Genomic DNA, 12,326 nt, shown 5'->3' with positions numbered 1-12,326 from the left:
CTGCACCGGCAGCGCCGCACAATGCACCACATGCAACCGCGACACCGCGCGAGTCAGCACCACATACAACCGCCGCAGCCCCCGCGGCTCGGCGGCGACGATCTCGGCCGGTTCGAGTACCAGCACCTGGTCGTACTCCAGGCCCTTCGCCAGCGTCGCGGGCACCACGACGAGCCGCGGCCCGACCGTCTCCGCCAACAGCGACTCGACCAGCTCCGCCTCGGTCTCGGTCGCGCCCTCGATGGCCGGGGCGGCGGGCTCGGAGCCCAGCACCGTGTGCTCGACGCCCTCGGCGCTCAGCGCGGCGGCGACCTCGGCGACGCGCGCGTCAGCGGCGATCAGCCCGACCGACCCCTCCTGAAGCGTCAGCGCCAGCTCCGCAGCCGTGACCATGCTGCCGACCAGATCCGCTTCACTCGCCACGGCATCAATCTCCAGCGCCCCGCCCTGCTGCCGCACCGAAGTCGGCGGCAGCAGCCCTGGCGCCGCGTCCGGCAGGAGCTTGGCCGCGAAGTCGATGATCTGCCGCGGCACGCGGAACCCCAGCGTCAGCTCCTCGATCACCGCCTCCGGCTTCCCGAGGTGCTTCAGCGTCTCCGCCCACGACGGCGTCGCCCACGGAGTCGTCCCCTGCGCGATGTCCCCCAGCACGGTGACGCTGCCGGTCGAGCACCGCCGCCCAACCGCGCGATACTGCATCGCCGACAAGTCCTGCGCCTCGTCGAGCACCACGTGCGCCAGCGACGGCAGCCGGTCGAGCTGGTCGTGGGCCTCGTCGATGAGGACGGCGTCGGCGCTGGACCACTTGGCGGTGCCCGCAGTGCGCGGCGCCTTGGGACGGGTCGCGGTCCACAGGATCGCGGCCTGCTCCTCGGGGGTGAGGATGCCTTCGGCTGCGGCCGCGAGAGCCTCGGGGTTGGCGTAGAGCTCGAAGACGACCTTCAGCGGATCGATCGCCGGCCACAGCAGGTCCACCGCCTTGCGCACCTCACTGGTACGCGCGACAGCATTCTGCGTCCGGTCGTCGGTGGTCTCGCCGGCGACCTCCATCCGGTACAAAATCGTGTGCGCGATGCGGGGCGCGAGCATCGCGCGACCAGCGCCATACCGAACGTCGCGCACCTTGGTGCCCTCAATCAGTTCGTCGATCTCGTAAGCGGGGACCCGCCATCGCCGAGAGCCTCGGACGATCATGATGCCGTCCGGCAGCGCCTCCTGAGCCGTACGCAACCGCGACCAGATGACGTTGTGCAGCACCTGAGCCATACGCGCGTCGCCCTTGACCACACCGGCTTCCGCAGGGTCCTGACCCGTGACCTTCACCCGGGCCACCAGATCGTCGACCGTCGTCTGCCCGACCTCGATCTCGCCGAGCGCGGGCAGCACCTGCTCGATGTACTTCAAGAACTCCTTGTTGGGCCCGATGACCAGGGAGCCGCCGCGCCGCAGCCGGTCACGGTGCGCGTAGAGCAGGAAGGCGACCCGGTGCAGACCGACCGCCGTCTTCCCGGTCCCGGGCGCCCCCTGGACACAAACGCTGACGTTCACATCAGCCCGAACGATCTCGTCCTGCTCCGGCTGGATCGTCGACACGATGTCCCGCATCGGCCCCGAACGCGGACGCTCGATCTCATCCGTCAGGATGCGGCTGGCTCCGGGCTGCCCGGCAGGCGCGATCGCACCGGGCCCGCCGGCCCCGGCGGAGTCGGACAGCGGCTCGTCTTCATAGCCGGTGATCGCCCCGTGCGCGAAGCCGAAGCGACGTCGGAGGTCCAGCCCCATCGGCACCTTCGGCGTAGCACGGTAAAAAGCAGTCGAGACCGGCGCACGCCAGTCGATGACCATCGGCTCCCCGGTCGAGTCGTGCACGTGCCGCCGACCGATGTAGTAGTGCTCAGTACGGAACTCGCCGGCCTCGGCGTTGTCGCCATAGTCGAGGCGACCGAAAAAGAGCGGAACGTTCGGATCGTCCCTCAGCGCCTTGGCCCGAGCCCGCAGAGCGGCAAGCAGGTTCTCAGTCGAAACCGCGTTGCCGCCCTGAGCCTTCAGAGACAGCGCGTCCTCGCGCATCGCCGTCAGCGCGGCGCGAGACTCTTCGAGATGGGACTGCTCGCCGACCACGATCGGATCAGAGACGTCACTGGATTCGGGCATGCCGGACTCCTGAAGAAGTAGAGGAAGGAACGCGCGCACGCCGGAACGGCGCCGATGCGCGTTGGAGGTTCTTCAGGCAGAGGTCCGCGCGGTTCGGTAAGAGTCGGAACCGCCGTACGTGCCGGGCAAGGCGCAGCAGCCTAGCACAAGGGCGGCGCGGAGGCGGCATCGTGAACTTTCGGTGGCCCCGAGCCGCCCTACTACACCCGGGGCACCACAGTTGACCTGCGCCTCACCTGTCCCAGCGGTAAGCGCGCTCAACCTTCGCGACATGCACCGCATAGTGCTGATACCACGTGGCCCGGCCGTTGTCGCGGGTCTCGGAGTGCTCGGGGTGGCGGTACCACTGCCGGATCGACTCCTCGTCGGAGAAGTACGCGACAGTGATCCCGAAACCGTTCGCGTCGCGCGTGGAGTCGGCACCGAGGAACCCGGGTTGCCGCGTCACCAGCTCGGCCATGCGCTCGGCGGCTTCGGCGTAGCCGTCATCGCCCTCCAAGCGCTGCGAGGCGAAGACGACCACGTAGTACGGCGGCTCGGGTGTTTCCGCAGGGCGGGTGGACATCGGGTTCGTGGACATCGGGACCCCCTCGGGCGACGCTCGGCGATGGAGCCCCAGTGTGACAGAGGTGATCAACTCAGGACGGGCCGCGCTACCCCAGCTGCTTGCGCCAGACCGCGACCTTCTCCACGTCCACCGGCGAATCCCAGGTCCCTGACACCCGCACCGCGGTCCCCACGTGGAACGCGTTCAGCCCGGCGGCACGCAGCCCCGGCAGCGCCTCCCGCGTCAGCCCGCCGCCGACCAGCACCCGCGGCCCGCCGAGCTCGCGCTCGCGCTCGGCCTCGGCGCGCAGCACCTCGGTGCCGTCACCGGACGCCTTGAAGCCGCCGGAGGTCAAGACGGTGTCCAGGCCCGGCATCTTGCGGATCGCGTCGTACACCGCCGCGCGGTCGGGGGCGGAGTCGATCGCCTTGTGGAAGGTCCACTTCGCGCCGCCGAGGGCGTCCAGGACCGCGCGGACCGCCTCCGCGTCGACCGTGCCGTCCGGGTCGAGCCAGCCCAGCACGAACTCGTCGGCGCCCGCCCGCCGCAGCGCCTCCGCCGCGTGCACGAGCTCTGCCACACCCTGCACGCCGCCGGCCGAGAAGCCGTCGCGGCGGCGGATCATCACCCGCAGCGGAACGTCCACGGCCGCGCGGATCGCCTCGAAGGTCTCCAGCGCCGGGTCGAAGCCCGAGTACTCCATCGACGAGACCAGTTCCAGGCGGTCGGCACCGCCGGCAACCGCGGCACGGGCGTCGTCGGCGTCGACGGCGATGACTTCCAGCAGAGGCGTCGGATCAGACATAGGTGGCAGCCTGCCACGGATCGGTGATCGAGACGAACACCTGGCAGGGCCGTGTTGTGTCGGGTTGCTAAGTGACCGCTGGTAACTCGTCCAGCTCGGGATCGGGTTCTCGTCCTGGCGTCTTGAGATTCAAGAACTTGATAGCGAAGGTGAACAGCACGTAGTACACCACGAAGTAGATCGGCCCGATGATCAGGATCAGCCACGGCTTCGTGGCCTTCCCCCAGTTCAGCGCGAAGTCGATGAGCCCGGCCGAGAAGTTGAACCCGTCCTTGCATCCCAACCCCCACATCAGCGACATCGAAATGCCGGTGAGGATGGCGTGGATCACATACAGCACCGGCGCCACGAACATGAACGAGAACTCCAGCGGCTCGGTCACCCCGGTGACGAGCGACGTCAGCGCCGCCGAGATCAGGATCGAGCCGGCCACCTTGCGCTTCGGCGGCAGCGCCGAGCGCCACATGGCCAGGGCCGCTCCGGGCAGGCCGAACATCATGATCGGGAAGAAGCCGGTCATGAACAGGCCGGCCGTGGGGTCGCCGTTCAGGAAGCGGGCGATGTCGCCGTGGTGGGTCCCGGTGGCGTTGGTGTACGTGCCGAACTGGAACCACGGGAAGGCGTTCAGGATGTGGTGCAGGCCGAAGGGGATCAGGGACCTGTTCAACGCGCCGTAGATGAACAGCCCGATCGAGCTGTGCCGGGTGATCCACGTCGACAGGTCGTTGATGCCCTGGCCGATCGGGGACCAGATCCAGCCCATCAGCACGCCCAGGAACAGGCAGGCCACGGCCGTGGCGATGGGCACGAAGCGCCGGCCGCCGAAGAAGGCCAGCCAGGTGGGCAGCTTGATCCGGTAGTACCGCTGCCACAGCAGGGCGGCCATGATGCCGACCAGGATGCCGCCGAGCACCCCGGTGGGGTTCGGCAGGTTCGTGTCCAGCCCGAATTTCAGCCCGCCGGCCGGGACCGGGTCGTTCACGCCCTGGTCCGGGTTCTTGATCACCAGGCCGAGGACCTGGGACTTGAGTTTGGAGCCGGAGAACATCTGCATCGAGACGGCGTTGTAGACCAGGTAGCCGACGATCGCGGCGACCGCGGTGGTGCCGTCGGACTTCTTGGCGAAGCCGATGGCCACGCCGATGGCGAAGATCACCGGGAGGTTGTTCAGCAGCGAGTTGCCGCCGGAGGACATCACGGCCGCGACGTTCTTCAGGAACGTGTTGTGGAAGCGCCCGAGCATGTCGTCCTGCCCGAAGCGGACCAGAAGACCGGCGGCGGGAAGCGTGGCGATCGGCAGCATCAGGGACTTGCCGATGCGTTGCAGCACGGCGAAGACCTTGCTCCCCCACCCCGGCTCCTTCGGGGCCGCCGCTGCGACTTCTGCGCTCATCAGGTGGTCCTCTCGGTGTGCCACGTAATGCCAAGCCCCGCCGCCGCGGGATGCGTGGTGAGCGCGCCCCGCCCGGTTACGGGTTGCGGACTATCGGACGTGCGGCCTGCGCGAGCGGCACCCACAGCTGGTACCGGTCCGCGCGATAAGCAGACGTCGCGTATTCCACTTGCACATCTTCTGCAAAAGAACGCCTCGCCATGATCAGGACTACGCCGTCAGAGCGAATGCCGAGCAGCGGCGCGTCCTCCGCGGTGGTGGTCGCGGCCTCGATCGACTGTTCGCCCCAGGTGAGTACGATCCCGTATTCCTCGGCAAGGTACCGGTATAGCGACTCCGGGGCGCCCACCTCAACCAAACCCGGCACGATCCGCTCCGGCAGGTGCGTGCGCTCGATGGCCATCGGGATGCCGTCGGCGTAGCGGAGCCGCACCAGGCGGACCACCGGCTCGCCGGACTCCACCTCCAGGTGGCCGGCCAGGGCGCTGGAGGCGTGGATGCGTTCGAAGGACAGCGTCCGGGAGCTGGCGGTCATGCCGCGGCGGCGCATGTCCTCGGTGAAGCCGACCAGGCGGATCTGCACGTCCATCTTCGGCTGCGCGACGTAGGTCCCGCGGCCCAGCCGGCGCTCCAGGCGGCCGTCGGCGACCAGCGCGTTGATCGCCTGGCGCACCGTCATCCGGCTCAGGCCGTGCTGTTCGGCCAGATCGCGCTCGGACGGGATGGGCGAGCCGGGCTCCATCCCGTCCGCGATCATCCGCCCCAGCAGGTCCTTGAGCTGCAGATGCTTGGGCACGGAGCTGGTCGGGTCGATGCCCGCGGCCTCATCGCTCATGTCACCGGACTAGACCACCGGGGCCACATCGGTGTCAACTGGTGCCAACCGCTCGCGCAGGCTGCACGCCGCCGTCGGCGCCCCGGCTCCCACCGTGGCGGCCGCGGCGGCGACGGCGACCCCACAAACGGCGCAACCGGGCGATCGGCCATCAAGTCTTCGACTGGTTCAGTGGGATAACGTCCGAGTTGTCAGCAACCCGGGCCCGCGGCACCGCGGGCCCGGCGGAGTGAGGAGAGTTGCCGTGAACAAGGCCGAGCAGATCATCGCCGGACTGGGCGGCGCCGACAACATCGTCGAGCTGGAGCCCTGCATCACCCGGCTGCGCACCGAGGTGCGGGACGGCTCCAAGGTGAACGAGGCCGTCCTGAAGGCGGCCGGGGCGCACGGCGTGATGAAGGTCGGGAACAACGTGCAGGTGGTGGTCGGCCCGGAGGCGGACACCATCGCCAACGACATCGAGGACCTGATGTAGCCGCACCCGGCACGGCACCGGCCCCGCGCGTGCGCACCCATCGGCGACCAGCGCCCCGAGCACCACGAGCGAGCTCCATGGACATCTACATCTCCTCCCCGCTGACCGGCACCGCCATCGGCCTGGCCGAGGTCCCCGACCCGGTGTTCGCCGGATCCATGGTGGGCCCCGGCGCCGCCGTCGACCCCGAGCGCGCGCCGCAGGTCGCCGTGGCCCCGATCGCCGGCCGGCTGGTCAAGCTCAAGCCGCACGCCTTCGTGGTGCAGTCCGAGGACGGCCGCGGCGTGCTGGTCCACCTGGGCATCGACACGGTGAACCTGGACGGCGAGGGCTTCGAGCTGATCGCCGCCGAGGGCGACGTGCTGCGGGCCGGCCAGCCGATCGTGACCTGGAACCCGGCCCTGGTCGAGGCCGGCGGGCTGTCCCCGGTGAGCCCGGTGATCGCGCTGGACGCCGAGTCCGCGGCCATCGACGCGATCGTCAACGGCGCGGTGGCCGCGGGCGATGAGCTGTTCCACTGGCGCTGACCCGCCCGCCCCCTAGCGAAGGACAGAAGGACCCTGACATGCCCGAGCGCACCGTGACCGTGGCCTCCAAGGTGGGGCTGCACGCCCGCCCCGCGGCCGTCTTCGTCAAGAAGGCCAAGGAGCTGCCGGTCCCGGTCACCGTGGCCAAGGACGGCGGGCGTCCGGTGAACGCCAAGTCGATGCTCGCGGTGATGTCGCTGGACGTGCGCGGCGGCGAGCGGGTGACGCTGGCCGCGGCCGACGGCGAGGGCGCGGCGGCGGCGGTGGACGAGCTGGCGCAGCTGCTGGAGAGCGACCTCGATGGCTGACGGGGTTCGGTCGGGACTCGCAACCGACTCGGCCGACTCGACCGGCGCGAGCGGCTCTCCCGGCGCGGGCAGCTCCCCCGAATCGGTCGAGTACGAAGGCGTCGGCGTCGGCACCGCCGCGGTCGCCGGACCGGTCGCGTGCATGGGCCGGCCCCTTCCCGAGCCCCCGGACGTGCCGGCCGCCGACTCCGCCAGCGAGGAGCGCGCCAAGGCCTTCGCCGCCCTGGCCGCGGTGGCCGCCGACCTGCGGGCCCGCGGCGCGGCGGCCGGCGGGGCGACCACCGACGTGCTCGAAGCCCAGGCCATGATGGCCGAGGACCCGGAGCTGGAGGACGGCGTCCAGGCCCGCACCGACGCCGGCAAGACCGCCGCGCGCGCCATCCACGAGACCTTCGCCGAGTTCCACGGGACGCTGGCCGCGCTCGGCGACTACATGGCCGGCCGGGTCGCCGACCTCGACGACATCGCCGCCCGGGCGATCGCGGTCGCCTCCGGCGTGCCGATGCCGGGGCTGCCGAGCCGCACCGAGCCCTACGTGCTCGTCGCCGCCGACCTGGCCCCGGCCGACACCGCGCTGCTGGACCGGAACCTGGTGCTGGCGCTGGTCACCGCCGAGGGCGGCCCGACCTCGCACACCGCGATCCTGGCCCGCGCCATGGGCATCCCGGCCGTGGTCGGCGCCGCCGGGGTGCTGGCGCTGACCGACGACACGCCGGTGCTGGTGGACGCCGCGACCGGGACCGTGGTCGCGCGGCCGTCGACCGAGGCGATGGAGGAGGCGGTCGCGCGCTCCTGCGCCGCGTCGGCGGCGGCCGCCCTCACCGGACCGGGCCGCACCTCCGACGGCACCGGCGTGAAGCTCCTGGCGAACATCGGCGGCGCGGACGACGTGCCGGCGGCGCTGGCGGCCGGGGCGGAGGGCGTCGGGCTGTTCCGGACCGAGTTCCTGTATCTGGACTCGGACCAGCCGCCGGCGTTCGACGCGCAGGTCAAGGTCTACAAGGACGTGTTCGACGCGTTCCCGGAGGGCGCGCGGGTGGTGGTGCGGACCCTGGACGCCGGGGCCGACAAGCCGCTGCCGTTCGTTCCTCTGGGTGAGGAGCCGAACCCGGCGCTGGGCGTCCGCGGGCTGCGCGCGTTCCGGGCCTTCGACGGCCGCAACGAAGCCGTCCTGCGCACCCAGCTGCTCGCGATCCGCGAGGCGGCCGGGACCAGCGCCCCCGAGGTGTGGGTGATGGCGCCGATGGTCGACGAGGTGACCGAGGCGGAGTGGTTCTGCGAGCTGGCGGCGGCGTGCGGCCTGGACGTGGCCGGCGGCCGGGTCGGGATCATGGTCGAGACCCCGGCGGCCGCGCTCACCGCCGGCCCGATCCTGGCCGGCCGCACCGGCTTCGCCTCGATCGGCACCAACGACCTGACGCAGTACACGATGGCCGCCGACCGGATGCTCGGCGCGGTCGGGGCGTTGCAGGACCCGTGGCATCCGGCGGTGCTGAAGCTGGTCGGGGCGACCGGGGCCGCCGGGCAGGGTGCGGGCAAGCCGATCGGCGTGTGCGGGGAGGCGGCCGCCGATCCGCTGCTGGCCTGCGTGCTGGTCGGGCTGGGAGTCCGGTCCCTGTCGATGGCGCCCTCGGCGATCGCGGACGTGCGGGCGACGTTGGCGTCGCGGACGCTGGAGGACTGCGTGGCGACGGCCGCGCGGGCCTGCGCGGCAGCCACCGCTCGAGACGCCCGGAAAGCCGCGGCGGCGTAGGCTGCGACCATGGCGCTGTCGCTTCACAACCGCTGGCTGGCCCTGGCCGGCATCACCCCGGAGAGCATCCGCCTGGGCGACGAGCTGGTCGCGCGATGGGCCGAGCCGCACCGCCGCTACCACACCCTGGACCACCTGGTCCGAGTGCTGGACGGGGTGGACGAGTTCGGCGGGTACGCGGACGACGTGGCGGCGGTGCGGTACGCGGCGTGGTTCCACGACGCGGTCTACGACGGCGGCACGGCGAGCGCCGACAACGAGGAGCTGAGCGCGCAGCTGGCCGAGACCGAGCTGCCGCCGCTGGAGATGCCCGAGGCGCGGGTCGCGGAGGTGGCGCGACTGGTGCGGCTGACGAAGGGGCACGCGGCGGCCGACGGGGACCGGAACGGCGCTGTGCTCTGCGACGCCGATCTGGCCGTCCTCGGCGGCGACGTCAGCGCCTACCGCGCTTACGCGCACGCGATCCGGCAGGAGTACGCGGAGGTGCCCGACGACCTGTTCCGGCCGGGCCGGGCCGCGGTGCTGCGCGGGCTGCTGGAGCTGCCGAACCTGTTCCGGACGCCGGTCGCGGCGGAGCGGTACGAGCATCGTGCGCGGGCGAATCTGGCTTCTGAGATCGAGGAGTTGGAGGGCTAGCGGGGCTTACCTGGCTGGGTTTCTGGCGGCGTTTGCGGCGGCGCTTCGGGCGGCGTTTCGGGCGGCGTTTCGGGCGGCGTTTCTGTTCTCACCCTGATCCGATCCTGGCCCGGCCTACCGCCCGCTCACCCCCACTGCCCGCGCGACCGAGCCCGCACGTGCACACGCTCCCCCTGCGGCCCGAACAGCGTCAGCACCTCCACCTGCGCGGGCCCGGCGGCGCCGAACCAGTGCGGGACGTGGGTGTCGAACTCGACCGCCTCGCCCTTGCCCAGCAGCAGGTCGTGCTCGGCGAGCAGCACCCGCATGCGGCCGCTGAGCACGTACATCCACTCCCAGCCTTCGTGGGTGCGCAGCTGCGGGGCAGCGTCGTCGTCGTCGGCGCGCGGCGGGAGCGTCATCTTGTAGGCGCGCAGCCCGCCGGGCTCCTTCGTGAGCGGCACGATCACCCGGCCGTCGCCCTGCTTGCGCGGCGGCTCGGCGCGGCCGACCAGCTCGTCGAGCGAGACCTCGTAGAGGTCGGCCAGCGGCAGCAGCTGCTCCAGCGTCGCGCGCCGGCCGCCGGTCTCCAGGCGGGACAGCGTGCTGACCGAGATGCCGGTGGCCCCGGCGGTCTCGGCGAGGGTCAGGGGCCGGGCCCGGCGGGCGGTGCGCAGGCGGGTGCCGATGGCGGCGGCGAGCTGGTCGTCCATGCCCCCAGTTTGCCAAGTCGGCAACATTTCTTGCCCGGCGGCGCGCCGCCGGCGCATCCTCGGCAGCGGAGGAGATCACATGGACACCATGGGCAATACGAACGATACGACCAATACCGCCCACCGGCAGGACTACGACGTCGTCATCGTCGGCGGCGGCGCGGCGGGCCTGTCCGCGGCGCTCATGCTCGGCCGCGCGCGCCGCAGCGTGCTGGTCGTGGACGCCCGCGCGCCCCGCAACGCCAAGGCCGGCCACATGCACGGCTACCTGTCCCGCGACGGCATGCCGCCGCTGGAGCTGCTGGAGCACGGCCGCGACGAGGTGCTGTCATACGGCGGCGTGATCGTGACGGACTACGCGGAGAAGGCCGAGCAGACCGCGGAGGGCTTCCGCGTCACGCTGGCCAGCGGCTGCGTCGCGACCGGACGGCAGCTGCTGGTCACCACCGGACTCACCGACGTGCTGCCGGACGTGCCGGGCCTGGCCGAGCTGTGGGCGCGGGACGTGCACGTCTGCCCGTACTGCCACGGCTGGGAGGTCCAGGACACCGCGCTGGCGACCCTGGCGACCGGCCCGATGTCGACGCACCACACCCTGCTGATCCGCCAGTGGAGCGCGGACCTGGTGTACTTCCTGAACGGCCACCCGCTGGAGGACGCCGACCGCGCCAAGCTCACGGCGCGCGGGGTACGGATCGAGGAGCGGCCGGTCCAGCGCCTGGTCACCAAGGACGACCGGCTGACCGCGATCGAGCTGGCGGACGGCACCCTGGTCCCTCGCGAAGGACTGTTCCTGGTACCGCGATTCGAGCCCAACAGCACCCTGCTGGACGCACTCGGCTGCGAGAGGGACGCCGAGACCGGCTGGCTCAAGACCGGGCCCGCGGGCCGCACCTCGGTTCCCGGAGTGTGGGCCGCCGGGAACGTCGCCGACCCGACCAACGGGGTCATCGCGGCGGCCGGGGCGGCCACCGCGACCGCCGCGCAGATCAACGCCGCGCTGGTGGAGGCGGATGTGGAGGCTGCTTTGGCGGCGGCTTCGGCGGAGGCTTCGGCAGCGGCGGAAGGCTGAGCGATCCGGCCGGTGAGCACCGCTCGGCTCACCGGCATCGCCCATCCCGATGTGCTTTGATGACCGAGTGATCCTCATCGACCCGCCGACCTGGCCCGGCCACGGTCGGCTGTGGTCGCACCTGGTGAGCGACACCTCCTTCGCCGAGCTGCACGCGTTCGCCGAGCGCTTGGGCGTGCCGCCGCGCGGCTTCGAGCGCGACCACTACGACCTGCCGGCGCACCTCTACGAGCAGGCGGTCGCCGCCGGGGCGCTGCCGGTGCGGTCGCGCGAGCTGTTGCAGCGGCTGACGGCGGCCGGGCTGCGGCGGCCCAAGCATCCGCGGCGGCAGCGCGGCGCCGGCTGACTCCATGTACTGACTCCGGCGGCTGACTCCCGGCGGGCATGCCGGACCCGGCGCCCCTGGCGGGAAGCGCCGGGTCAGAACCCTGCGATCCTACGGCCCCGGCGGGCTCCGGAAGACCGGAAGCTCAGTCGGCGGTGCAACCAAACCCGGGGGCTCAGGCGTGTCCACTTCGATGGACACGAAGGAGAGGACCCTGGTCCTGCTGATCGGCGGCCTGACCGACGGGGCCGTGGCGCACCGCCTGGGCGTCAGCGAGCGGACGGTGGAGCGGTACGTACGATCCCTGATGGACGGCGCCGGCTGCCGCAACCGCATGCAGCTGGGCCGGCACGCGGCCCTGACCGGCCTGCCGGCCTACGGCCCCGAGCCCGTCCCGGGACCGCGCGTCCCGGACCGCGAGACCCGCCGCCTGCTGGAGCTGATGCTCGCCGACTCCGGCGCCACCGCACCGCGCTCGCTGCACCTGAGCCGGCGGAGCGTCGAGCGCCGCATCAGGGATCTGATGACGGCGGCCGGGGCGCGGAGCCGGGTGCAGCTCGGATGGCTGGTGACGCGGTGGGGGTGGCTGTGACGGCTGTGGAGGGCGAGGCAGGGCGGCGCAGAGCGCCGTAGAGCCGCGCAGAGCCGCGTAGAGCCACGTAGAGCCACGCAGGCGGCCCGGAACAGGTGCCGGGTATATCAGGGCTCATCGATGCCCTACAACCGCGGCTCACGCCTCCTGGGCGCCATCCGCGCCGACCACCGACGCCACCACCGACCCCACCGACCCCACCGGGAGCCCGC

General features: G+C 71.8%; 14 protein-coding genes. 8 read left to right on the top strand and 6 right to left on the bottom strand.

The window, feature by feature from the left end; translation table 11 throughout:
• The 5 genes from GWK61_RS46865 to GWK61_RS46845 all read right to left on the bottom strand — a co-directional run.
• Positions 1–2,154, bottom strand: a 2,154-nt coding sequence (locus GWK61_RS46865) for a HelD family protein (RefSeq protein ID WP_194919461.1), incomplete at its 3' end; no start/stop codon positions are given.
• 232 nt (positions 2,155–2,386) lie between these two features.
• Complete coding sequence (locus GWK61_RS46860; protein WP_228564092.1) at positions 2,387–2,734, bottom strand: antibiotic biosynthesis monooxygenase family protein; 348 nt, start codon at positions 2,732–2,734, stop codon at positions 2,387–2,389.
• 73 nt (positions 2,735–2,807) lie between these two features.
• Complete coding sequence (locus GWK61_RS46855) at positions 2,808–3,506, bottom strand: copper homeostasis protein CutC (protein ID WP_194919459.1); 699 nt, start codon at positions 3,504–3,506, stop codon at positions 2,808–2,810.
• Positions 3,507–3,573: 67 nt separating this feature from the next.
• Positions 3,574–4,899: a PTS transporter subunit EIIC gene (locus GWK61_RS46850; protein ID WP_194919457.1), complete on the bottom strand. Its 1,326-nt coding sequence runs from the start codon at positions 4,897–4,899 to the stop codon at positions 3,574–3,576.
• A gap of 76 nt (positions 4,900–4,975) precedes the next feature.
• Positions 4,976–5,734, bottom strand: a complete 759-nt coding sequence (locus GWK61_RS46845; RefSeq protein WP_194919456.1) for a GntR family transcriptional regulator — start codon at positions 5,732–5,734, stop codon at positions 4,976–4,978.
• 244 nt (positions 5,735–5,978) lie between these two features.
• Between GWK61_RS46845 and GWK61_RS46840 the strand changes: the two genes are divergently transcribed.
• The 5 genes from GWK61_RS46840 (at position 5,979) to GWK61_RS46820 (ending at position 9,433) form a co-directional block, all read left to right on the top strand.
• The gene (locus GWK61_RS46840) at positions 5,979–6,209 is read left to right on the top strand and encodes a PTS sugar transporter subunit IIB (RefSeq protein ID WP_194919454.1); all 231 of its coding nucleotides are present in this window, start codon (positions 5,979–5,981) and stop codon (positions 6,207–6,209) included.
• 77 nt (positions 6,210–6,286) lie between these two features.
• Positions 6,287–6,736 carry a PTS sugar transporter subunit IIA gene (locus GWK61_RS46835; protein ID WP_194919452.1) on the top strand — a complete coding sequence of 150 codons (450 nt, stop codon included), beginning with the start codon at positions 6,287–6,289 and terminating at the stop codon, positions 6,734–6,736.
• Between the two features lie 38 nt (positions 6,737–6,774).
• Complete coding sequence (locus tag GWK61_RS46830) at positions 6,775–7,044, top strand: HPr family phosphocarrier protein (protein ID WP_194919450.1); 270 nt, start codon at positions 6,775–6,777, stop codon at positions 7,042–7,044.
• Positions 7,037–8,797 (top strand): phosphoenolpyruvate--protein phosphotransferase, encoded by a 1,761-nt coding sequence (gene ptsP / locus GWK61_RS46825; RefSeq protein ID WP_194919448.1) that lies wholly within the window; start codon positions 7,037–7,039, stop codon positions 8,795–8,797. Before GWK61_RS46830 ends, ptsP begins: the two co-directional genes overlap by 8 nt.
• 9 nt (positions 8,798–8,806) lie before the next feature.
• On the top strand, positions 8,807–9,433 hold the full coding sequence (locus GWK61_RS46820) for an HD domain-containing protein (RefSeq protein WP_194919446.1): 627 nt from the start codon (positions 8,807–8,809) through the stop codon (positions 9,431–9,433).
• 125 nt (positions 9,434–9,558) lie between these two features.
• Here GWK61_RS46820 and GWK61_RS46815 read toward each other — a convergent pair whose 3' ends face one another.
• Positions 9,559–10,125: a helix-turn-helix domain-containing protein gene (locus GWK61_RS46815; protein WP_194919444.1), complete on the bottom strand. Its 567-nt coding sequence runs from the start codon at positions 10,123–10,125 to the stop codon at positions 9,559–9,561.
• Positions 10,126–10,204: 79 nt separating this feature from the next.
• Between GWK61_RS46815 and GWK61_RS46810 the strand changes: the two genes are divergently transcribed.
• The 3 genes from GWK61_RS46810 (at position 10,205) to GWK61_RS46800 (ending at position 12,114) form a co-directional block, all read left to right on the top strand.
• Positions 10,205–11,197, top strand: a complete 993-nt coding sequence (locus tag GWK61_RS46810; protein ID WP_228564091.1) for an NAD(P)/FAD-dependent oxidoreductase — start codon at positions 10,205–10,207, stop codon at positions 11,195–11,197.
• 49 nt (positions 11,198–11,246) lie between these two features.
• The gene (locus tag GWK61_RS46805) at positions 11,247–11,543 is read left to right on the top strand and encodes a DUF4031 domain-containing protein (protein ID WP_194919442.1); all 297 of its coding nucleotides are present in this window, start codon (positions 11,247–11,249) and stop codon (positions 11,541–11,543) included.
• A 172-nt stretch (positions 11,544–11,715) separates the two neighbouring features.
• Positions 11,716–12,114, top strand: a complete 399-nt coding sequence (locus GWK61_RS46800; protein ID WP_194919441.1) for a helix-turn-helix domain-containing protein — start codon at positions 11,716–11,718, stop codon at positions 12,112–12,114.
• Positions 12,115–12,326: the final 212 nt, after the last annotated feature.

This window comes from Catenulispora rubra (assembly GCF_015356825.1).
GTDB classification, from domain to species: domain Bacteria; phylum Actinomycetota; class Actinomycetes; order Streptomycetales; family Catenulisporaceae; genus Catenulispora; species Catenulispora rubra.
The sequence above is the reverse complement of the archived record's forward strand: the minus strand, read 5'-3'. Positions and strand labels throughout refer to the sequence as shown.

Bases quoted from the DNA above. Each gene is read 5' to 3' on its own strand.
- GWK61_RS46860 (WP_228564092.1), bottom strand. From the start codon at position 2,734: ATGTCCACGAACCCGATGTCCACCCGCCCTGCGGAAACACCCGAGCCG.
- GWK61_RS46855 (WP_194919459.1), bottom strand. From the start codon at position 3,506: ATGTCTGATCCGACGCCTCTGCTGGAAGTCATCGCCGTCGACGCCGAC.
- GWK61_RS46850 (WP_194919457.1), bottom strand. From the start codon at position 4,899: ATGAGCGCAGAAGTCGCAGCGGCGGCCCCGAAGGAGCCGGGGTGGGGG.
- GWK61_RS46845 (WP_194919456.1), bottom strand. From the start codon at position 5,734: ATGAGCGATGAGGCCGCGGGCATCGACCCGACCAGCTCCGTGCCCAAG.
- GWK61_RS46835 (WP_194919452.1), top strand. From the start codon at position 6,287: ATGGACATCTACATCTCCTCCCCGCTGACCGGCACCGCCATCGGCCTG.
- GWK61_RS46830 (WP_194919450.1), top strand. From the start codon at position 6,775: ATGCCCGAGCGCACCGTGACCGTGGCCTCCAAGGTGGGGCTGCACGCC.
- ptsP (WP_194919448.1), top strand. From the start codon at position 7,037: ATGGCTGACGGGGTTCGGTCGGGACTCGCAACCGACTCGGCCGACTCG.
- GWK61_RS46820 (WP_194919446.1), top strand. From the start codon at position 8,807: ATGGCGCTGTCGCTTCACAACCGCTGGCTGGCCCTGGCCGGCATCACC.
- GWK61_RS46815 (WP_194919444.1), bottom strand. From the start codon at position 10,125: ATGGACGACCAGCTCGCCGCCGCCATCGGCACCCGCCTGCGCACCGCC.
- GWK61_RS46810 (WP_228564091.1), top strand. From the start codon at position 10,205: ATGGACACCATGGGCAATACGAACGATACGACCAATACCGCCCACCGG.
- GWK61_RS46805 (WP_194919442.1), top strand. From the start codon at position 11,247: ATGTGCTTTGATGACCGAGTGATCCTCATCGACCCGCCGACCTGGCCC.
- GWK61_RS46800 (WP_194919441.1), top strand. From the start codon at position 11,716: ATGGACACGAAGGAGAGGACCCTGGTCCTGCTGATCGGCGGCCTGACC.